General features: G+C 64.7%; 17 protein-coding genes and 1 tRNA gene. 6 read left to right on the forward strand and 12 right to left on the reverse strand.

Annotated features, from left to right (window positions below; genetic code table 11):
• Positions 1-141 precede the first annotated feature (141 nt).
• On the forward strand, positions 142-1,290 hold the full coding sequence (locus BJI69_RS17455; RefSeq protein ID WP_052767348.1) for an alpha/beta hydrolase: 1,149 nt from the start codon (positions 142-144) through the stop codon (positions 1,288-1,290).
• Between the two features lie 2 nt (positions 1,291-1,292).
• Here the strand turns inward: BJI69_RS17455 and BJI69_RS17460 are convergent, their stop codons facing one another.
• A complete protein-coding gene (locus BJI69_RS17460) occupies positions 1,293-3,158 on the reverse strand; it encodes a beta-ketoacyl-[acyl-carrier-protein] synthase family protein (RefSeq protein WP_046969290.1) in 1,866 nt (621 codons plus the stop codon).
• A gap of 82 nt (positions 3,159-3,240) precedes the next feature.
• On the reverse strand, positions 3,241-4,140 hold the full coding sequence (locus BJI69_RS17465) for an alpha/beta fold hydrolase (protein WP_211258540.1): 900 nt from the start codon (positions 4,138-4,140) through the stop codon (positions 3,241-3,243).
• A gap of 182 nt (positions 4,141-4,322) precedes the next feature.
• On the opposite strand from BJI69_RS17465, the gene BJI69_RS17470 reads away from it, so the two are divergent.
• Entirely contained in the window at positions 4,323-4,706 is a 384-nt protein-coding gene (locus BJI69_RS17470) for a nuclear transport factor 2-like protein (RefSeq protein WP_046969288.1), read from the forward strand.
• A gap of 15 nt (positions 4,707-4,721) precedes the next feature.
• On the opposite strand, the gene BJI69_RS17475 is transcribed toward BJI69_RS17470, so the two are convergent.
• On the reverse strand, positions 4,722-5,801 hold the full coding sequence (locus tag BJI69_RS17475) for a permease (protein WP_046969287.1): 1,080 nt from the start codon (positions 5,799-5,801) through the stop codon (positions 4,722-4,724).
• A gap of 82 nt (positions 5,802-5,883) precedes the next feature.
• On the opposite strand from BJI69_RS17475, the gene selD reads away from it, so the two are divergent.
• Positions 5,884-6,924, forward strand: a complete 1,041-nt coding sequence (gene selD / locus BJI69_RS17480; RefSeq protein WP_046969286.1) for a selenide, water dikinase SelD — start codon at positions 5,884-5,886, stop codon at positions 6,922-6,924.
• A gap of 16 nt (positions 6,925-6,940) precedes the next feature.
• Here the strand turns inward: selD and BJI69_RS17485 are convergent.
• The 8 genes from BJI69_RS17485 to BJI69_RS17520 all read right to left on the reverse strand — a co-directional run bounded on the left by BJI69_RS17485 (position 6,941) and on the right by BJI69_RS17520 (position 18,191).
• Positions 6,941-7,036, reverse strand: a tRNA-Sec gene (locus tag BJI69_RS17485).
• A 13-nt stretch (positions 7,037-7,049) separates the two neighbouring features.
• Positions 7,050-8,981, reverse strand: a complete 1,932-nt coding sequence (selB, locus tag BJI69_RS17490) for a selenocysteine-specific translation elongation factor (protein ID WP_046969285.1) — start codon at positions 8,979-8,981, stop codon at positions 7,050-7,052.
• Positions 8,978-10,402 (reverse strand): L-seryl-tRNA(Sec) selenium transferase, encoded by a 1,425-nt coding sequence (gene selA / locus BJI69_RS17495; protein WP_046969284.1) that lies wholly within the window; start codon positions 10,400-10,402, stop codon positions 8,978-8,980. The genes selB and selA overlap by 4 nt, the downstream gene beginning before the upstream one ends.
• An 11-nt stretch (positions 10,403-10,413) precedes the next feature.
• Positions 10,414-11,448, reverse strand: a complete 1,035-nt coding sequence (locus tag BJI69_RS17500; protein WP_071925024.1) for a formate dehydrogenase accessory protein FdhE — start codon at positions 11,446-11,448, stop codon at positions 10,414-10,416.
• The gene (locus tag BJI69_RS17505) at positions 11,445-12,107 is read right to left on the reverse strand and encodes a formate dehydrogenase subunit gamma (RefSeq protein ID WP_046968968.1); all 663 of its coding nucleotides are present in this window, start codon (positions 12,105-12,107) and stop codon (positions 11,445-11,447) included. Before BJI69_RS17505 ends, BJI69_RS17500 begins: the two co-directional genes overlap by 4 nt.
• Positions 12,104-13,021 carry a formate dehydrogenase subunit beta gene (gene fdxH, locus BJI69_RS17510; protein ID WP_181016725.1) on the reverse strand — a complete coding sequence of 306 codons (918 nt, stop codon included), beginning with the start codon at positions 13,019-13,021 and terminating at the stop codon, positions 12,104-12,106. Before fdxH ends, BJI69_RS17505 begins: the two co-directional genes overlap by 4 nt.
• 10 nt (positions 13,022-13,031) lie before the next feature.
• The gene (gene fdnG, locus BJI69_RS17515) at positions 13,032-16,106 is read right to left on the reverse strand and encodes a formate dehydrogenase-N subunit alpha (protein ID WP_154670754.1); all 3,075 of its coding nucleotides are present in this window, start codon (positions 16,104-16,106) and stop codon (positions 13,032-13,034) included.
• Between the two features lie 969 nt (positions 16,107-17,075).
• On the reverse strand, positions 17,076-18,191 hold the full coding sequence (locus BJI69_RS17520) for a sulfatase-like hydrolase/transferase (RefSeq protein ID WP_244465321.1): 1,116 nt from the start codon (positions 18,189-18,191) through the stop codon (positions 17,076-17,078).
• Between the two features lie 43 nt (positions 18,192-18,234).
• Here BJI69_RS17520 and BJI69_RS17525 point away from each other — a divergent pair, with 43 nt between their 5' ends.
• The 3 genes from BJI69_RS17525 to BJI69_RS17535 are packed head-to-tail and all read left to right on the forward strand — an operon-like array spanning position 18,235 to position 19,534.
• Positions 18,235-18,495 carry a DUF1622 domain-containing protein gene (locus BJI69_RS17525; RefSeq protein WP_052767314.1) on the forward strand — a complete coding sequence of 87 codons (261 nt, stop codon included), beginning with the start codon at positions 18,235-18,237 and terminating at the stop codon, positions 18,493-18,495.
• Entirely contained in the window at positions 18,495-19,205 is a 711-nt protein-coding gene (locus tag BJI69_RS17530; protein ID WP_046968961.1) for a MarC family protein, read from the forward strand. Before BJI69_RS17525 ends, BJI69_RS17530 begins: the two co-directional genes overlap by 1 nt.
• Positions 19,206-19,219: 14 nt before the next feature.
• A complete protein-coding gene (locus BJI69_RS17535; RefSeq protein WP_052767313.1) occupies positions 19,220-19,534 on the forward strand; it encodes an EF-hand domain-containing protein in 315 nt (104 codons plus the stop codon).
• A gap of 14 nt (positions 19,535-19,548) precedes the next feature.
• Here BJI69_RS17535 and BJI69_RS17540 read toward each other — a convergent pair whose 3' ends face one another.
• A complete protein-coding gene (locus BJI69_RS17540) occupies positions 19,549-20,697 on the reverse strand; it encodes a hypothetical protein (protein ID WP_052767312.1) in 1,149 nt (382 codons plus the stop codon).
• Positions 20,698-20,760: the final 63 nt, after the last annotated feature.

The following is a 20,760-nucleotide window of genomic DNA, read 5'->3' on the forward strand; positions in this document are numbered from 1 at the left end:
CCGGAACAGGGGCAATACCGTCAACCCTCGGCGATACGCGTGTCATGGTCAATCGAAGGTGTGTGAAGTCATGGATGACTTCCAGCAGGTCCACACCAGGACTCAGGCTCCGATACTCGGGCAACCAAGGGAGTGTTTGCCATGATGGGGAAGGTCCTGCTTGCTGTCATCATGATCGGCATGTGTGCTCCGGCAACGGCTGCGAGCGGGATGGCGAAGAGCTCTCCGTTCACGTTCGCGGAAGAGCCGGGTAGGTTTGCTGTCGGTCTTCGTGTAGCCGATCTGCGCGACACATCGCGTGCGTTCGGCAAGGCACACAGCCGCCCGTTACAGACGCTGGTCTGGTATCCGGCCCTGACGAATACATCGCCGCCGATGACCGTAGGCGATTACGTGCGGCTGACGGTTTCAGAACCCGAACTTCATACGAAGTGGATGTCTCGTGTGGGCGAATCACTCGATGGGCGCCTACGTGCGATACGCAACGCAAGCCCCGCGCAGGGCCGGTATCCCGTGGTCATCTATGCGCCGAGTGATTCGTCGGTGTCGTGGGAAAATGCGGATATTTGCGAGTACCTCGCAAGCCACGGCTACATAGTCATCGCTAGCCCGAGCATGGGTGCGGACACCCTCGACATGACCGATGACCTGCCAGGCATCGAAGCGCAGGCGCGCGATATTTCCTTCCTGATCGACTATGCGAAGACGCTTTCCGATAGTGACATGTCAGCCATTGCTGTCGCCGCTTTCAGCTGGGGCGGTCTCGCGGATCTCTTCGCTGCGGCACGCGACGAGCGCATCGACGCGCTCGTCGCCCTCGACGGAAGCATGCGTTACTTCCCGGGACTGGTGAAGCGGGCCGACTACGTGCATCCCGAGAAGATGCATATTCCACTGCTGGCTTTCACCCGTGGGGAAATCACGCTTGAAATCATTGCCAGCCAACTCAGTGCGCCGGAGAACATCGGGCCGAGCGTGCTCAATGCGTGGACGCATGGCGACCTTCTGACGGTGGAGATGTTTGCCATGGCGCATCAGCAGTTCAGCTCGATGCTCGAGCGTCGGCCTACGCATTACGTCGACGACGAAATACCGGGATACACGTGGGAAGAGGGCAGCGCCGGCTATGTGTGGGTTGCCCGCTATACGCTCTACTTCCTGGATGCTTACCTGAAGCACGATGTATCGTCACTGGCACGGCTCAAGGCTGCCCCAGCGACGAACGGTGTACCGCGGCATGTCATGAACGCATCGTTTCGTCCGGCGAATTCGCCGGACGTGGTGCCTTGACGTCAGTCCAACCCGGCCCAGCGATGCTTCTCGGCCATCGCCAGGGCCAGCTTCGGTCCACGTCGCGCTACACGCTCACGCTTCTCGCGCTCGCTGCGGATGGTCGGCCATGCGGCGAGATAGGCGGCCAGCACATCGGCATCGCACTGGTAGCGTGCAAACGCTTCGGCCGTGGCCGAACGAAGCGCGACGGCGCCGTTGTAGCCGCCAAAGCCCTGGGTAGCGCAGATCGCGCCGCCATTGGCATTGCCGGGCGAAGGCTCGGCCTGCAGATGGAAGTGACTGGCGATTTCAGCGAGATCCGGATCCAGGCGACGTAGCGTGGGCACGCCCGGCGCGGTGCGACCGAGCACGAACTGCACCGCCTGCGACATGGCCTTCAGGCCCGTCTCGCCCATGGTGTGACCGTCGCCGACCGCCTTGGGCGTGCCGACGAAGAGACGCGGCAAGTCATCGGTGTGGCCCTGGCGCTGCGCGGCACCACGCAGGCCCGCGAGTGCCGTGCCGAGATCCGTCTTGGAATTGGTGCGCGTTCCGGTGGCATGTGCCGCGAGGTACTGGAAATCGTCGACGCCGTAGCCGTGGCCTTCGAAGGCCATGTCCAGTGCCTGGACCAGTGCGTTCTCGCCGCCGAAGCCGACGCCGGCGAAATGCGCCTTGCCGCCGGCTTCGCCACTCTGGCCCCAGCCGACGATGATCGAGGTGATGTCCAGCTGGTTGCGCAAGGCGAACTCGAGCGTCGTGACCAGCAAGCCCGAGCCACCGTGGCCGACCACGGTACCGTCCGCGTCGATGTCGAAGGGGGCGAGCGAGTCGTGCACGCTGCGCACGTTGCCATCGGCATGCGCGGCGTTCTTCATGGCCAGCTTGTCGCCGGTCATGAGTGCGCCACCGCCGAAAGCCTCGAGGATGCCGTAACGCGGCTGCAGGGCGGCATCGGCCGCGGTGAGCAGCACCATCTGCGGCTTGTGGAAACCGGGATAGTCGAACAGCATTTGCGGCGCGATATCGGCCAGTGCGATGAGGCTGGACGCACACGCGCCCACGGCCGTCATCGGCGCCTGCGGCACGCGTGTGTAGCCGATATCGTCCGAACGCAGCGATTCGCGCAGCTCGGGATTCTTCAGTACGCGGCTGATGCTGTAGCTCGGCGCGAGCATGGTCGAGACCAGTGCCGGTCCATGCGAGCCGAGCGAGTGAGCAAGGCGCACCGCGAAGGTGTCCTTGGGGATGCCGCCTTCGGGCAGCGGCGCATCCGGACGCAGCCATTGGCCAAGCGCATCCATGCCACCGAAGGCCGTCGCCGTGGCGACGCGGAAGTCGAACGGGTTCGGGACCAGCTCGGACAGCGGACGCGGCAGGCCGGCGAGCGCACCCAGGGCACCGTAGGCAAAGAGTTGCGCCTGTAGCGAAGGGCTGAGGAGCGGATCGTCCTGGAAAAGGCCGTGCATGTCCTTGAGCCCGGAACCACGGATGTCCTCGTAGCGCAGGCCGGCCAGACGGCGCAGACCGACCGTTTCCAGATCGTGTGGCAGCGGGGCGGCGATATCGGTGACCACGCGCGGGGCCAGCTCGCGCACACCGGGCACGTGCCGGATGCCGCTGTTGGCACGGAGGGCGTCGCCGTGCAGGCGCTTGAGCTCCTCCAGCGTGACCGGCTCGCCAGCAAGGTCGCCGGTGGCCCAGCGCATGCCGTCGGCGGCGCTGGCCGCCTCGGGGTCGATCTCCACCAGGCCGGCGTCGAACGCGGCGAGGGGAAAGAATTCGTCCGACTGGGCCACGAGGGCCTGGTAGGTTTCCGTCGAGCCCACGGCCGAAAGGGTGCAGGCCGTGCCGACGGTGACGAGAACTTGGTCACTTCTCAACATGTTTTTGGGTACGTAGTGAAACAAACGAGTCACATAGTATAAGCGTCGGGAGGCTTCCCCGGCGCCGGCTTGCATGCCCTGTTCAGCGAGGCTGGCGGTCCAGGAAAGCGAGGACCAGGGCAGCGATCTCGTCGACCTTCTCATCCCATGGGAAATGGCCGGCATCCAGCAGATGAACCTCGGCCTTGGGCACGTCGCGCTGGTAGGCGTCCCCGCCCGGGCCGATGAACGAGGGATCGTACTTGCCCCAGACCACCAGGGTCGGTGGCTTGTGCTCGCGCAGCCAGGCCTGCCAGGCCGGATAGGAGGCGACGTTGTTCCGATAGTCGTACAACAGCGCCGACTGGATCTCGTGCTGGCCGGGGCGCGACAGGTGGGCGAACTCGTCGGTCCAGGTGTCCGGGTTGTACCGCTCGGGGTGCGAGCTACCCGCCGTGTGTCGCTGCTCGGTGGCCGTCTGCGAAACGAAGTTGGCGAAGACCTCCGGATGTGCCCTGGGATCTTTCCAGTACTCGGCGATGAGCGCCCACTTCTTGCCCAGGCCCTCCTGGTACGCGTTCGCGTTGGAGACGATCAGTGCCTGCACGCGCTCGGGATGCTTGAGCATGATGCGGAAGCCCACCGGGCCGCCGTAGTCGTGCAGGTACAGCGAATACTTCTTCAGGCCCAGCTGTTCGAGCAGCCCGTTAGTGGTCTCGGCCAGATGATCGAAGGTGTACGTGTACGTCGCCGGGTCCGGCGCGTCGCTCTGGCCGAACCCGGGATAGTCCGGTGCGATCAGGTGATAGCGCGTGGCTAGCAGCGGGATGAGGCTGTCGAACTGGCGCGACGACGAGGGAAAGCCGTGCAGGAGCACCAGCACCGGCGCGTCCTTGGGTCCGGCCTCGCGGTAGAACACGCCCACGCCATCGACGGTGACACGATGGTAGGTCGTCGTGGCGTTGCTGGAGGGAAGCGGATCGGCGTGAGCCAGGGAAGCCATGATCATTCCGGCGGCAAGTAAGGCGAGGGTCTTCATATAGGCGTTCTCTTCGACATACCGTCGCAGTATCCCTCCGGATAGCGGCTCGCGGAGCATTTTCAGGCCATACCTTGGGTTGATGTCCGCGATGAGGGGAAAGTGCTAGCGTCGGGCGAGACCGTTTCTGTCTTGGGAGGTGCGGGATGAACGAGCTCGACATCCGCTCGGCGATCGACGAGCACTGGGCCGCGTCCGCGGCAGGCGATCAGTTCGCCGAACACCTGATCTATCACGAAGACGCCATCTGCGAGTACCCGCAGTCGGGAGAGATCATCCACGGACGTCACAACCTCCAGGCACTTCGCAGCCACCATCCGGGCAAGCCATCGGGATTCAAGGTGCGACGGATCGTCGGGCAGGAGCACCTCTGGGTGACGGAGTACATCATCACGTACGAGGGCAAGCGCGCCTTCACCGTGAGCATCATGGAGTTCCGCGACGGCAAGGTGGCGCACGAAACGCAGTATTTTGCGGATCCGTTCGACGCGCCCGACTGGCGCGGTCAGTGGGTGGAAGTACGACCGTAAATCGGTGGACGATCGTCAACGCATGTCGAGGCCTGCGGCAATCAGCCCTGCCAGGACGCCGAAGGCAACGACGGCGGCGGCAAGCGACAGCAGCAGGCGTAGGGGCAGGGAACGCCCCAGCATCGCCATCGACGGCAGGCTTACCGGCGGCAAGGTGAAGAGCAGGGCCGCTGCCGGCCCCACGCCCATGCCAAGGGCCAGCATCGCCTGCACGATCGGCACTTCACCGGCGGTCGGAATGACGAAGAGCATCCCTGCCACGGCGAGGGCGAGGATCCAGAACCACTGCTCACCGACGGCCGGCCCCACGTGCGGGAACATCCAGGCGCGTGCGGCACCGAGTAGCAGCACGATCACGATGTATTCGGGGATCAGGCGCACGGTCATCCGCACGAAGACGGTGAGCCACCGGCGACCGATCTCGGTTAGGGACTGGCCTTCGTTGTCGGATGCCAGGTTGTCGGATGCGCGGTCGGCAGGCGCCGTCGTGGCGCGCACCGTGCTGGCGTCGGTGACGAAGCGATTCGCCAGATAGCCCAGGCCGAAGACCATCGGCACGCTCAACACGATACGCAGCAAGGTCCAGTTCCAGCCGAGCACGAAGCCGGTGAACACCAGGGTCGCCGGGTTCAACATCGTATTGGCCAGCCAGAACGCGACAGAGGGTCCGGCCGCCGCACGTTGCTTGCGCAATCCCACTACGACGGGCGCGGCGCAACAGGTGCACATCATGCCGGGGATGCCCATCAGGCCTCCGGCCACCGTGCCGGCAAAGCTGGAACTGCCCAGCGCGCGCTGCACCCAGCTCGCCGGAATCAGGGCCTGAAGGGCCGAGCCCAGCAGCAGGCCCAGGACCATGGCCTTCCAGATGGCCTTGCCGTAAGCGACGGCATAACCCAGCGCGGCGCTCCACGACGGGTCGGGCGCGCTCGAGGCGTCGCCCATCAGGATCGACTTGCCGATGGAATGGTGCGACGCGGCGTCGAAGGCGCGTCCGTAATAGGGGAACCACTTTACGTAGAAGAGGCCAGCGACGGCCAGGAGGAGAAAGACGGACCAGCGCACGGTACGGGTACTACGCAGAGCGACAGGCATGTCATCCTCCCGGACATTCGTCTATGGTTATGCTGCCGCAGAATCCCTCCGTCGCGCCACCGCGACTTTGGTGGAGTTTTCCATGACTTGTACGCGCTTGACTGAACTTGCCCATGGCGGCGGATGTGGCTGCAAACTCGCACCCTCCGTGCTCCAGCAATTGCTTGCCGACAAGCCGGCCGCCATGCCGTTCGCGCAACTGCTCGTCGGCAACGAGTCGAGCGACGATGCCGCGGTGTGGCAGGTCGATGAAAACACCTGTGTCATCGCCACCACCGACTTCTTCATGCCCGTGGTCGACGACCCGCACGACTTCGGCCGCATCGCCGCGGCCAACGCGCTTTCCGATGTGTATGCCATGGGCGGCAAGCCGATCATGGCCCTGGCGATTCTCGGCATGCCGCTGGGCAAGATCGAAATCGACACGGTGCGGGCGATCCTCGCCGGCGGCGAAGCGATCTGCGCCGAAGCGGGCATTCCGGTCGCGGGCGGGCATTCGATCGACTCGGCCGAGCCCATCTACGGACTGGCGGCGATCGGGCTTTGCTCGCCATCCAACGTTCGCCGGAACACCGGCGCGAGACCAGGCGACGTGCTGATCCTCACCAAGGCGATCGGTGTTGGTGTGTATTCCGCCGCGTTCAAGAAGCAGGTGCTGCCGACCGACGCCTACGACGAGCTGATCGCGTCGACCACGCTGCTCAATCGCGTGGGTCACGAACTGGGCAAGCTGGATGAGGTGCATGCGATCACCGACGTCACCGGCTTCGGGCTGCTCGGCCATGCCCTGGAGATGGCGCGGGGCAGCGGCGTGCGTATCGCGATCGACGAGGCCCGTGTGCCGTTCTTCCATCAGGCCAAGGCGCTGGCCGAAGCGGGTTTCATTACTGGCGCATCGAAACGCAACTGGGACAGCTACGGCGAGGGCGTGACGTTGCCTGGCGAGCTGCCCCCGTGGCGCCGCGACCTGCTCACCGATCCGCAAACCTCGGGCGGCCTGCTGGTGGCTTGCCAGGCGGAACGCGCCGTCGCGCTGCGCGACATGATCGAGGCCGCGGGTTATGCGCGCGCCAGCATCATCGGCAGCGTCATGACGGGGAGCCCGGGTATCGAGGTCAGCTGACGCGCGGCCGGCGAGATGGCGGAAGAGCATGGGAGTCGAACCCACCCGAGACAGACTGGCTGCCTCACCCGGATTTGAAGTCCGGACGCCCCACCGGGGACGATGCTCTTCCATGGAGGGGAACGCTACGTGGTCGGGGCGAAAAGATCCAGATAACGCGGCTGAATCCTTCGCAGCGTGCCGCGCTTGAGCATGACGCCATGACGGTCGAAAAACTCCAGGATGAGGATGGCCACCTTCCTGCCGCAATCGAGCCGGTCGCGAAACGGCGCGGCGGTCAGCCATCCCTCCACATCCGTGGCCTCGATGTCCGCGGCGATCTGCAGCATCTCGTGCACCGTCGTGCGCAGGAAGAAATGGTCGTGGCTGATCTCATCCACATCGCCCATGCGCGTGGCGAGCTTCAGCAGCTGCCGAACGTCCGCCTCCGGTATCGACAGCTCGCGGCCGATGTCGCGCACGCGCGGCGGCCGGAAGCGTGCCTCACCGCCGAGCAAAGGCGCGACAGCGGCCCACTGGCGCTCGTGCGCCGGGCTCAACTGCATCACATGGCTGGCGAGGCGAACGAACGCACCATCGAGCCGCACCCTTCCTGAAAGATCGGCGTGCTGCAAGGCCATGGCGAAAGCGGAGGGGGACAACTCCGGCTTGACGACCTTGCGCAAGCCCTCGCGCGCCATGCCTTGCCGGTCGGGGTACGCCGTGTGGAAGCCTTCCAAACGTTCGATCACGGCGGTGACGAAATGCGCCCATGACATCGCCCCGATGGCGACACGCGCGTCGCCGGTCTCGAAGACCAGCGGTGAGAGGCTTGCAATCACGGCCTCCAGTGTTGCTGCCGATAACGCCCGGTCGCGAGCGAACGCATCGAGATCGCGCGCCGTCGAGGAGGCGTCGAGCAAGGCCGCGAGGCTGCGCTCGGGATCGTCGAGGCGCATCGCCGCACGCTCGGCTTCGCGCACCGGGGTTCGTCGATGCCTCTCGGGCGCGCGCAGATCGATCAGCTGGCCGCCACCCATCGTGCGCCGGGCCGAGACATCGCGCAGCACGAAGCGGTCGCCGACCGCGGCGGCGATTGGACGGTCCAGCACGAGTTGCACGTCGGCTGTCCGGCCGGGGCGCAGATGCTGGCCCTCGAGTGGAACGACATGCGCGCCGACTTCAGCGGCGCCGTGATGCAAGCGCACGGCGAACCACGGCTCGATCAGCTTCGACTCCGACGCGAGCAGGTGCAACCGGGCATCGAGTCGCATCGTTGGTGCATGAAGCAACGGGTCGACGACCATGTCGCCACGATGGATCGCATCCTTGGCGAGGCCGTCACCGGTCAGGTTGAGCGCGCAGCGGTCACCGGCGCGGGCGGTCTCCACCGGCCGGTTCTGCGCGTGCAGCGATCGCACACGCGCGTTGAGGCCGGGCGGGCTGACAGTGACCGCATCACGCACATGCACGACGCCGGAGAGCACGATGCCGGTGACCACCAGGCCGATGCCGGGCAAGGTGAACACGCGATCGACGGCGAGGCGGAAGCGTCCCGCGTGGCTGCGCTCCTCGAGGGAGCGTGCCTCGGCCATGAGTCGCTCGCGAAGCGCGTCGATGCCGTCGCCGGTGGCCGACGAGACAGGCAGGATATCGGCTGTCGCCAGGGCACTTGCCTTCGTGACGTCGCGAATCTGCGCTGTGACCTCGGCAAGGCGCTCGGCGGTCACCATGTCGATCTTGGTCAGCGCGATCACGGACCGCCGTGTGCCGAGCAGGTCGAGGATCGCCAGGTGCTCGCGCGTCTGCGGCATCACCCCATCGTCGGCCGCGACCACCAACAGCGCGATGTCGATGCCAGCGGCGCCCGCGACCATGGTATGCACGAAGCGCTCGTGGCCGGGCACGTCGATGAAGCCGAGTATCTGATCATCCGCCAGTGGCAGGTAGGCGAAGCCGAGATCGATCGTGATCCCGCGGACTTTTTCTTCTTTCAGGCGATCGCCATCGACACCGGTAAGCGCCCTGACCAGGGACGTCTTGCCGTGGTCGACGTGACCAGCCGTGCCGACGATCATGGCCGGGCAGCGAGAAGGGCGGTGGTGTCGAGCTCACCCAGTGCGGCGAGGAAGGTGGCTTCGTCCGCCTCATCCAGGCAGCGCAGATCCATGAGCAAGGCACCTTCGGACACGCGGCCGATCACCGGATGCGACAGCGCACGCAGGGCGGCGGCCAGGGGGTCGAGCAGCTCCTGGCTTCCGTGCGGACGAAGACGCAGCGCCGCACTGGCGAGCGTATCCAGCGGCAAGGCGCCGGAGCCGATCTGGCTCTGGCAGTCGCCGACGTCGACCGCGAACGCGGTGCCGACGATCTTCGCGACGGCGGGTAGCAGGCGTCGGGCCTGAGCGTCGATGTCGGCGTGGGGCCGGGAGAGATAGCGCAGGGTGGGCAGTCGTTCGGCGAGGCGGTCCGGATCGCGGTAGAGCGCGAGGGTGGCTTCGATCGCCGCCAGCCGGATCTTGTCCACCCGCAGCGCGCGCTTCAGCGGATTGCGGTTGATCTCGGCGATCAAGGCGCGGTCGCCGACGATGAAGCCGGCCTGCGGGCCACCGAGCAGCTTGTCGCCGGAGAACGTGACCAGCCGCGCGCCTTCGGCCACGGCCTCACGCACTGTCGGTTCCTTCATCAGGCCGTAGCGCGACAGATCGACAAGGCTGCCCGAGCCGAGGTCGTTGAGCAGCGGCACGCCTGCCGCGTCCGCGATGCCGGCCAGCTCGCGCGCACCCACTTCCGCGACGAAGCCCTGGATCCGATAGTTCGAGGTATGCACCTTGAGCACGAGCCCGGTGCGTTCGCTCAAGGCGTTGCGATAGTCGGCCGCATGCGTGCGGTTGGTCGTGCCGACTTCGACCATGTCGGCACCGGCACGCAGCATGATGTCAGGCATGCGGAACGCGCCGCCGATCTCGATGAGTTCGCCGCGCGACACGATCGCCTCACGACGCAGGGCGAAGGTGTTCAGGCACAGCAGCACCGCAGCGGCGTTGTTGTTGACGACGGTGGCGTCCTCGGCACCGGTCAGCTCGCGAAGCAGGCCGCGCACGTGATCGTCGCGCTCACCGCGTGAGCCGCTGTCGAGGTCGTATTCGAGGGCGACGGGATGGCGCATCGCGTTCGCCGCCGCGTCGACCGCGGCATCGGCCAGCACGGCGCGACCGAGGTTGGTGTGAAGAACGGTCCCGGTGAGGTTGAACAGCGGTCGCATGCCGGGCGCCTTTGCCGCGAGAAGGTCGCCTGCGCGCACGGCGAGTTCATCGGCGCCGGGTGCCACCGCCGGGATGGCTCGTAGCGCGTGGCGCGCCTCGTCGATCACCTGACGAATCGCCTCGGTGGTCGCGACACGCCCGTGGCGTTCGACCAGGGCGGCGGCACCGGTGGTCGCCAGGACGGTGGCGACGGCGGGAAGGTGGCGAAGGGCATGCGACGCGGGCTCGACCATGCCCCGAGTATTTACCCGATATCGTCCTCGCTGTCTCCCGTCAGCAGGAAGGGGTTGAGCGCATGGCGGGCAAAACCTTCCTCGCTGACCAGCAGGTCCAGGCCGAACGAGGCGAGATCGTCGGCGACGGGGTCCAGCTGCGTGTCGTGGAGTTGGTAGAGGAGCTTGCTGTACGTGTGGCATTCCGCACAGACCTCGGCCTTGACCACGCCGCCGTCGTCCTCGATGCCCCGCAGGGAAAGCTTGCGGGTGCCGGCGCAGGTCACGCAGACGGTGCGCGTGTGGTTCCAGGCCGTCGAGCACATCGAACAATGCAGATAACGCGTGCCGGGAATGATGCCGCTGGCGGTGATCACACCGGCAATGGATGGCGAGCCGCAGCAGGGGCAGAGCGAGCGTTCCTGCAGCAGCCGAAGGTCGGCGGCGGACAGGCGCGCCGCGGAGCCGGTGAAGTAGATCTGCAGGGCGGCGACGATGAAGACCGTGGCGCCGGTGTCGGCGGCGGGGATGTGGCCGCGGAGGAAGTGGGTGGCGAGGGTTTCGAGGGTGGTGGGATCGGCGGTGCGGAGGGTATCTATGAGGGCGAGGGTGGCTGGGGGGAGATCGTCGCCCTGCGGGGGAATCGCCGATGAATCGGCTCCCACAGGTGCATTGAGTCCCATACGTGCATTGGGTCCTACCGACGCATTGGGCGCAACAAGGTGGTCGAGGAGGCGGGTCAGGGCGTCGCGCCAGACGGGGGACCGTTGGTGGCCGTCGGCGGCGAGTGGGGGAAGGCGTGCTTCCGTGGCGCGTGCGATGTCTTCGGCGCTCAACGCGGCTGCAGGGGCCAGGGTCGTGGCGACGACGTGCTGGGCGCGGGCGAGGCGGGCGACGAAGCGCAGCCAGGGCTCCATGGGGTGACCGGGAGCGAGGTGATCCAGGCGTGCCGCCGTGACGACGAAACGGCGGGCGAGGTCCGGCATGACGATCGGGGCGGGCGACTTGACGCCGGCGTGGGTGGGGCCGCTCCATGCCTTGTCGGGTGGTGCCTCGGCTTGCTTCACGGGTTCTTCCTGGGCGTGGTCTTGCTGACGCGACGGCTCGCGGCCAGTTGATAGAACCACTTGCGATGATGGTGCCACGCCCAGCCGGGCGTCACATACCCCTGGGTCATGCTGCGCACGGAATCGCGGATCCAGATCGCCGCGTAGACGTGCACGACCCAGACCAGGATGGCGCAGATCGCCGCCGCGCTATGAATCAGTACGGCCACGCGCTGCACGGGGATGGACGTTGCCTCACCGAAGTAGACTTCCCAGATCAGCAGGCCGGTGACGAAGAGCACCGGGATCAACAGCGTCATCGACCAGAACACCAGCTTCTGTCCGCTGTTGTTTCGACCGATCGGTGGGACGTGCTCGTCGTCGTTCTTCACCACGTGGACGATCGCCTTCGACCAGGCGATGTCATCCTTCGACGGCAGGTTCGATCGCCAGAACTGGATGATCATGCCGATCCAGCTGATCACCAGCGACACGCCGAACCAGGGATGCGCCGCACGCGCCCACTGGCCACCGCCGAACAGCTCGGACAGGAAGAACAGGATCGGATGGAACATCGACAGCCCGGATAACACCAGCAGGATGAACAAGCCGGCGTTGATCCAGTGATTGACGCGGTTCAAGGTGGTGTAGCGGGTGATGGCACGATCGGGGCGGGTCATGTCGACTCCTCCTTCTCTTCCTCGCGCAACACACGGTCGGCCTCGGCTTCGTCCGCTTCGGTCACCTCGTTCGGACCGATGGTGACCCAATGGAAGAAGGCGCCCACGGCAGCCAGTGCGATGCCGATCACGGCCAGTGGCTTGATCACGCCCTTCCACAGTTCGACGACTGGACTGATGCGCGGCTTGTCGGGCAGGCCGGAATACAGCGATGGCTTGTCCGCGTGGTGCAGCACGTACATCACGTGCGTGCCACCGACTTCGGGTGGATCGTACAGGCCGGCATTCTCGAAGCCGCGCGACTTCAGGTCCTCGATGCGCTCGCCGGCCCAGTTCGTCATGTCGGTCTTGGAGCCGAACATGATGGCGCCAGTCGGACAGGCTTTCACGCAGGCCGGTTCGAGACCGACGGCGACACGGTCCGAGCACAGCGTGCACTTGTACGACTTGTGATCCGTCTTGCTTACGCGCGGGATATCGAAGGGGCAGCCCTTGATGCAGTACCCGCAGCCGATGCACTTGTCACTGATGAAGTCGACGATGCCGTTGGCGTACTGGACGATCGCCCCGGGCGCCGGGCAGGCCTTCAGGCATCCGGGGTCTTCGCAGTGCATGCAGCCGTCCTTGCGGATCAGCCATTCGAGATTGCCTTTCTCGTTCTCGTACTCGGCGAACTTCATCAGCGTCCACACACTCGGCCCCAGATCCATGGGGTTTTCGTAGGAGCCTTCGAAGTGACCGATCTCCGGGCGCAGGTTGTTCCATTCCATGCACGCGGACTGGCAGGCCTTGCAGCCGATGCAGCGGCTCACGTCGATCAGCTTCGCCACCTGGTCCTCGTGGCTTCGCGTCATCGGCGGCGTCATCGTCGAGGCGGAGCGACGGATGTAGTCTTGCGATTGCATATCCGACATGACGTTCGCCTCAGGTGACCGGTGCGGCGGTGGGTTCGACATTGACCAGGAACGCCTTGAATTCCGGCGTCTGCGTGTTGGCGTCACCGACCGACGGAGTCAGCGTATTGGCGCCATAGCCCTTTCGCGCCTGCCCGGTGAAGCCCCAGTGCAAGGGCACGCCGATCACATGAGTCGGCTTGCCGTCCACGGTCAGCGGCTTGATGCGCTTGGTCACATAGGCCTTGCAGATCACCTCGCCGCGCTTGGACGAGACCTTGACCCAGCCGCCCTGCGCGATGCCTTTCTCCTTCGCCAGTACCTCACCGATCTCGACGAATTCCTCGGGCTGGAGGATCGCGTTGATCAGCGCGTGCTTGGTCCAGAAGTGGAAGTGCTCGGTGAGGCGGTACGTGGTCGCGACGTACGGGAAGTCGTTGCGATGGCCAAACGAGGCGCGATCGTCGGCAAACACGCGCGCCGCCGGGTTGTTGCTTACCTTCGGATGCAGCACGTTCTCCGACGGCGATTCGAAGGGCTCGTAGTGCTCCGGGAACGGTCCTTCGGCCATGAGGTTGAGGGCGAACAGGCGTCCCAGCCCCTCGGCATTCATGATGAAGGGGCCGACGTTGTCCGACGGTTTGGTTGTGGGGATGTAGTCGGGCACATCGATGCCGGCCCAGCGCGTGCCATTCCACTCGACGACAGGCTTCTTCGGGTTCCAGGCCTTGCCTTCCAGGTCCGCGCTGGCGCGGTTGTAGAGGATGCGGCGGTTTGCCGGCCAGGCCCAGGCCCAGTTCGGCGCGATGCCTTGCTCGCGCGGATCCGTGGCGTCACGGCGAGCCATCTGGTTGCCCTTCTCGGTGAACGAGCCGGCGAAGATCCAGCAGCCCGAGGCCGTGGTGCCGTCGTCCTTGAGTTGCCCGAAGCCGTCGAGCAGGGTCCCGGCCTTGGCGGTCACCGCGTTGGTGACCGGGTCGGTCTGATCGGCCAGGGTACGGCCGTTCATTTCCTTCGCCAGCTCTTCGGGATCCGGCGCGCGTGGGTCGGTGTACTTCCAGCTGATGTTGAGGATCGGGTCGGGGAAGGCGCCACCTTCTTTGCGATACATCTCGCGCAGGCGGTGGAAGATGCCGCTCATGATCCAGATATCGGACATCGCCTTGCCCGGGCCCTCGGCGGCTTTCCAGTGCCACTGCAACCAGCGCGCCGAGTTGACCAGCGAGCCGTTCTCCTCGGCAAAGCACGTCACCGGAAGCTGGAACACCTCGGTCTGTATCTCGCTGGGTTTGGCCGGGTTCTGCGGGCCGAAATCCTGCCAGAAGCGCGAGGTTTCTGTGTCCAGCGGATCCATGGTGACGAGGAACTTCAGCTTGCTCAGGCCGCGGCGGATCTTGCCGCGATCCGGGAAGGCTTGCAGCGGATTGAAGCCCTGGCAGATGTAGCCCGTCATCTGGCCGTTGTTCATCATCTCGAAGGCCTTGATGATGTCGTAAAGCGGTATGTCGAGCTTGGGCAGCCAGTCGTAACCCCAGTTGTTCTCCTTCGTCGCCGCATCGCCCCAGAGTGCTTTCTGCAGGCTGACGACGAACTTGCCGTAGTTCTGGTAATAGCTGGTCTGGCCCGGACGCAGCGGCTTGAACAGCTTGGTCTTCATGTAGTCGTCGAAGGTGGCTTCCTTGTCCGTCGGCAGGCTCAGGTAACCCGGCATCTGGTTGGACAGCAGGCCGATGTCGGTCAGGCCCTGGATGTTGGAGTGCCCGCGCAGCGCGTTCATGCCACCGCCGGCTACGCCGATATTGCCCAGCAACAGCTGGACCATCGCCATCGCACGGATGTTCTGTGCGCCGACCGAGTGTTGCGTCCAGCCCAGCGCGAACAGGCTGGTCATCGCCTTGTCCGGCGCCGCCGTGCTCGCGATCAGCTCGCACACGTGGAGGAACTTGTCCTGCGGCGTGCCGGTGATCCGCGAGACCATTTCCGGGGTGTACCGGGACACGTGCTGCTTGAGCAGGTTGATCACGCAGCGCGGGTTCTGCCAGGTGTCATCGGCTTTCGCGAAGCCCTGTTCGTCGAGATCGTAGTTCCAGGTCGCCTTGTCGTAGCTGTTGGTTTCCGCGTTGAAGCCGCTGAAATGGCCGTCCTCGAAGGCAAAGCCGTCCGCCACCAGCAGGCTGGCGTTGGTATACGCACGCACATAGGCATGCTGGATGGCGTCCTTCTCCAGCAGGTAATGCATCACGCCACTGAGGAACGCGATGTCCGTGCCGGGACGGATCGGGGCGTAGTAATCCGCGACCGAGGCCGTGCGCGTGAAGCGCGGGTCGACCACGACGAGCTTCGCGCCGTTCTCGATCTTCGCTTCGATCACCCACTTGAAACCGCAGGGATGCGCTTCGGCGGCGTTGCCACCCATGACGATGACGACGTTGGCGTTACGGATGTCCTGCCAGGTGTTCGTCATCGCACCACGACCGAATGATGGGGCCAGACTGGCCACCGTCGGTCCGTGTCAGACGCGCGCCTGGTTGTCGAACACCACCATGCCGAGGGAGCGGGCGACCTTCCAGGTGAGGAAGGCTGTTTCGCTGGACGAGGCCGACGCCGCCAGCATGCCCATGCTGGTCCAGCGGTTGACGGTGGTGCCGGCCGCGTTCTGCGTGATGAAGTGCTTGTCGCGGTCCTCCTTCATCAGCTTGGCGATGCGGTCCAGGGCAAAGTCCCAGGAGACTTCCTCGAACTCGGTCCCACCCGGTTTTCGGTATCGCGGTGCGGTCAGGCGGGTAGGGGCATGCACGATATCGAGCAGCGCGGAACCCTTCGGGCATAGCGTGCCGCGGTTCACCGGATGATCGGGATCGCCCTCGATATGGATGATGTTGGAGAGGGCATTCTTGGCCCGGTCACCCATGCTGTAGATGAGGATGCCGCAGGCGACCGAGCAGTACGTACACGTGTTACGTGTCTCGGTGGCGTGGGCCAGCTTGAAGGGTCGTACCGCGGCGGCCTGCGCCACACCGGAGGCGCCGAAGCCGAGCATGCCGAGACTGCCGGCAGCCAGGCCCAGACCTGTGACTTTGAGAAACTCGCGACGCGTGAGAGGCATGACGGGAAGCTCCCTCGAAACCTGGCTTGGCGATGCCACCCGCGGGGCGGACGGCGACTTGGCTCGGATCCACGCGAAAAACGTAGCACGAAGGGCTTGGGGCGGTCGATGACGTTTCCGCCCTGTTGATCGGGGTTTCCCGGTCGCTTGCCGCGACAAGGTGTATGACGATCACGTGAGAAAGTCGTCATAAGTATATGAATTAAATGCGTATAAAGGGTTCTGCTCTGCGCGGGACGAAAGAAACGGGTGCGTCGCGTATTTTTGCGCTGGCTCGGCTTCGCCGTCGCCGTCGCTGCGTACACTTGGGCGTCTCGCGCAGGAGACCTTGGTGCCCACCCTCGCTGCTCAGACAGGTCCTCCGCGTTCCGTACCGGAAAGGCCGCTAATGCGGCCCGTGTACTTATCTGGCCTACGGCCGCTGCACTTGTGCGGAACTCGCCTCGAGGGTGGACACCAAGGTCTCTCACGACGATACGTTCAGCGGGAAGGCGAGCCGTTGGTGAATGTGACCGCCAAAGCCAGCCGTCACCGCAATCGTGGTGGTGCGTACATCTCGCTCATTGAGCGGCTTCGTCGCCGTGGCGCGGTCTCGCGCGGATCATCTCGACCGGCGCGCTGGGGTTGACCGTTTGGCGATGGCGATCGCGATGGCAAAAACCCAGCCACTGAAGCAGCGTTGCTTCGTCGGCTCGACCCGCACGAACCTCAGGGTTGGAAAGAGTCTTCGGTGTCCACCCTCGAGGCGAGTTCCGCACAAGTGGAGCGGCCGCAGGCCGGATAAGTACACGGGCCGCGTTAGCGGCCTTTCCGGTACGGAACGCGGAGGACCTGTCTGAGCAGCGAGGGTGGGCACCGAAGGCTCTTTGCCTCAAGCCCCCCCAGCGAGGGTGGGCACCGAAGGCTCTTTGCCTCCGAACAGCCCGAACCTGAGTCGGGCCGTTCGCTTGCCGTGCGGATGACCGGACGTCAGGCCCCCGACGATGTCTCCCTCATTTTCTCGAGCACCTGGTCCAGGCTGAAGCTGGCCGCCTTCTGTCGGGGCGGGAATTCCTTAAACGTCCCGAGGAATTCGGCAATGACCGCCTGCGCGGGTACGAGCAGGAAGATGTGCCGGAACATCCAGTCGTAGAAGGTATTGGAGGTGATCTGGGCCTTCTCGTAGGGGTCCATCCGCATGTTGAAGATGTAGGGCGCACGCAGGACGACGAACGGGTCCTGCCAGATTTTCAACGTGCCGGTAACACGCTGCTCCATGAACATGATCTTCCAGTTGTCGTAGCGAAGGGCCGCGACATCGCCGTCATCGGTGAAGTAGATGAAGCCGGGACGCGGGCTCTTCTTCTCCTTGCCGGTCAGGTAGGGAAGCAGGTTGTAGCCGTCCAGATGGACCTTGAAGGTCGTCTTGCCGATCTTGTGACCCTTCTTGAGCTTCTCCTTGATATCCGGCTCACCGGCGAGCGCGAGGATGGTGGGAAACCAGTCGAGATGGCTGATGATCTCGTTGGATTCCGATCCCGCGGCGATCTTGCCAGGGAACCGAACCATGGCGGGGACGCGGTACGCGCCTTCCCAGCTCGAATTCTTCTCATTGCGGAAAGGCGTCGTGCCGGCGTCAGGCCACGTGTTCATATGCGGACCATTGTCCGTGCTGTAGCTGACGAAGGTGTCGTCCGCGATGCCGAGCTTGTCGAGGAAGTCGAGCATCTCGCCGATGCACTTGTCATGATCGATCATCACGTCGTGATACTCGGACTGCCAACGGCCTGACTGACCACGGCTCTCCGGTTTGACGTGCGTCCACGCATGCATGTGCGAGGTGTTGAACCAGACGAAGAAAGGCTCATCGGCGTCATGGGCCGCCTTGATGAACTTCTTAGCGGCGGCAAGGAATTCGTCGTCGCAGGTTTCCATGCGCTTGGTCGTCAACGGACCGGTATTCTCGATTTTTTGCCCGCCCTTGCCATCCGCCCAGCAATGCAGGACGCCGCGAGGCCCATACTTCTTCTTGAATTCCGGGAAGTCCTTCACGTTCGGGTAGTCGACTTCCTCGGGCTCTTCCTCGGCCCTTATCATCGTTGCCATCATTGCCGCCACGGCGATCTATCTCGTCGGACTGATCCGGCGTGTGGCCAACCCGCCGGCCCACTACACGCAGTACAAGCAGCGTCTCGGTCGCGCGCTGCTGCTTTGCCTGGAGATTCTTGTCGCCGCTGACATCGTGCGAACCATTGCGCTGGACAGCTCGGTGCAAAGTGTTATCTCCCTGGGCCTCCTCGTCGTCATCCGCACCTTCCTCAGCTGGTCGCTCATTCTCGAAGTCGAGGGACGCTGGCCATGGCAGGGTGAAGAGAAGCCAAGCCGCGACGTTCCGCCGGAGCTCCCGTGATGGCCGTTCTCGCGTTTCTCCAGGAAGTCGTCTCGATCGCCACCGAACCACCGCGAGCGACACAGATCCTCGGTCTCTCCGAAGCGTTTACCTTGCTGTTCGTCGTCATGGGGCCACCGCTGAAGACGCCGGCGGTCTACTACGCCCGTATGCATGCGTTCGATGCCTCGACACGCAGGGAACTCGCCTTCAAGACGTTCCTCCTGGCCACGGTGACGGTGCTGGTCGGCGGATTTGTCGGACTCGCGCTACAGCACAAATGGCAGATTTCGTTGCCTGCCATGCTGATCGCAGGAGGATTGATCTTCCTTCTCGTGTCGTTGCGGACGGTTCTCGAACAGTACGCGCCGGAGCCGGTCGCGAGTCCAGCTTCTGCAACGACAGCGCCAATCGGGGCCACGGCGCCGACGGCCTTCAGTCTCGCGATCCCGATGATCGTCACACCGTATGGCCTGGCAGGTTTCATCGTGCTATTGGCGTCGAGCCACAGCACCGAGCGCACCCTCGGGTTGGTCGGTGTCGTCGTGCTGGTGCTTGTCCTGCACCTGTTGGCGATGCTCGCGGCCGGCCCGATCATGCGAGGCATCGGGCCGATGCCATTCAAGGTATTCGGCACCATCATCGGATCGTTGACCGTGGCGCTCTCGGTCCAGATGATGATCTACGGTGGCCGGCTTTTGATGGCTGCCTTCGCCGTACCCTTGCCATAGTCCGGAGAATGGTCATGACCAACCGACACGTGACGATCCTTGCATGGGCGGTCGTAGCCTCGCTGACCTTCACGTCACTACCAGCGTTCGCGCAGAACGGCGCGGGTTCGGCGCTCAACAGGGCGACCAAGGCGCTCCACCAAAAGTTCATCCGGGCGGATACCGACAAGGACGGTTATGTGACGCTGGCCGAAGCTGAAAAGGGCGATATGCCCACCACGGTGAAGTACTTCAGCGAGATCGACGCCACCCACCGCGGCAAGGTGTCCGAGGAGGAAATCAAGCGTTTCATGGTGCAGCGTGCGGCGGAGCACGCAAAGACACCGTAAGCGGTGTTATCCCTTCAGAACAGCGAACCGACGAGATGATCGACGATGGTCGAGAAGGGAATGGCGGAAAGCCAGATCGGTGCGAACGGCAGGGCGGTTGCAACGACAATGGACAACAGGCCCTGGATATCGTAAATCGCGGTACGCATCGCATAGACGTTCGCCACCACGGCGTAGAGATCGGTGGTCGACGAGAAATCAGGGCGCTCCAGCAGGTCGGCGTCGAGTTTCTGCTCCGCGGCAAACCACCGGGCCTCGAAGGCCTCGCCAGCGCGGGCGGCAAGATCGCCGTAACGGTAGACCCCGATACGCCAGGCAACGAGCAGCGTGCGCGTGAAGACCAGTGGCGGCGTGCCGAACAGCAGGAGCATCACCGCCGCGGTGACCACCGGCGTGGTCTCGTGCCCGATCGGCGACGCGCCCGCGATGACTTTGTTGGCCAACAAGCCGGCCACCACGATGCTCATGGGCAGGGCGAGGGTGGCAAGGATTCGTGGCGAATACGCGAGAAACTGCAATCCGCCGGCCTGATCCGGATGCGCCGCGACCAGATACAGACCCATCCGCGCCATGCGCCACAGAAAGCGCACCCAGACGCCGAGGCGCCACAGCCACGCAAGGATGAGGCCGAGCAGCAGCGGCAGGCTGATCGCCAGATGCCACCAACCTGCCATCGACAGCTGGAGGGGGAGGGTGCCTCGTTGCCAGAGGGGAATGACGTCGTACGGCACCGCGAACGCGAGTAGCGCGACCAGGGCATAGACGGCGACGATCAGGAATCCGGAAGGCCACACGCCTGTGCTCAGGCGGCGACTGCTGGCAAGCAGGGCGTCGTACTCCGCCATTTTCGACGGTGGAATGAGGTTGGTGACGGCGAAGTACTGCGCCATCGAGTCCAGGCGAGGCAGCACGACATAGTCGGCGGCGATGAAGAGGGGAACGGCAAGGAGGAAGCGGGCATGGACCGCCGCGTCTTTCAGGAAAGGCAGGATGGACGTGCCGTCCGCGCCGAAAAGGGACAGAACGAGCAAGGGAAACCAGGCGACGGCAACCGCCACGCCCACCCGCAGTGTTGCTTCGCGCCGGTCGTCGGCGCGGATCAGATGGAGCCGTCGCAGCATCTCGACGTGGGTGGCTTCGCTGAAGAGCAGTCCCGCGCGCATCGGGGTCTCGGTGGCGCAGGCGCCAGCATCCGGTCGTGGCGACAGGCTAGGCGCGCCGGGCCG

It is taken from the genome of Luteibacter rhizovicinus DSM 16549, from assembly GCF_001887595.1.
GTDB lineage: Bacteria > Pseudomonadota > Gammaproteobacteria > Xanthomonadales > Rhodanobacteraceae > Luteibacter > Luteibacter rhizovicinus.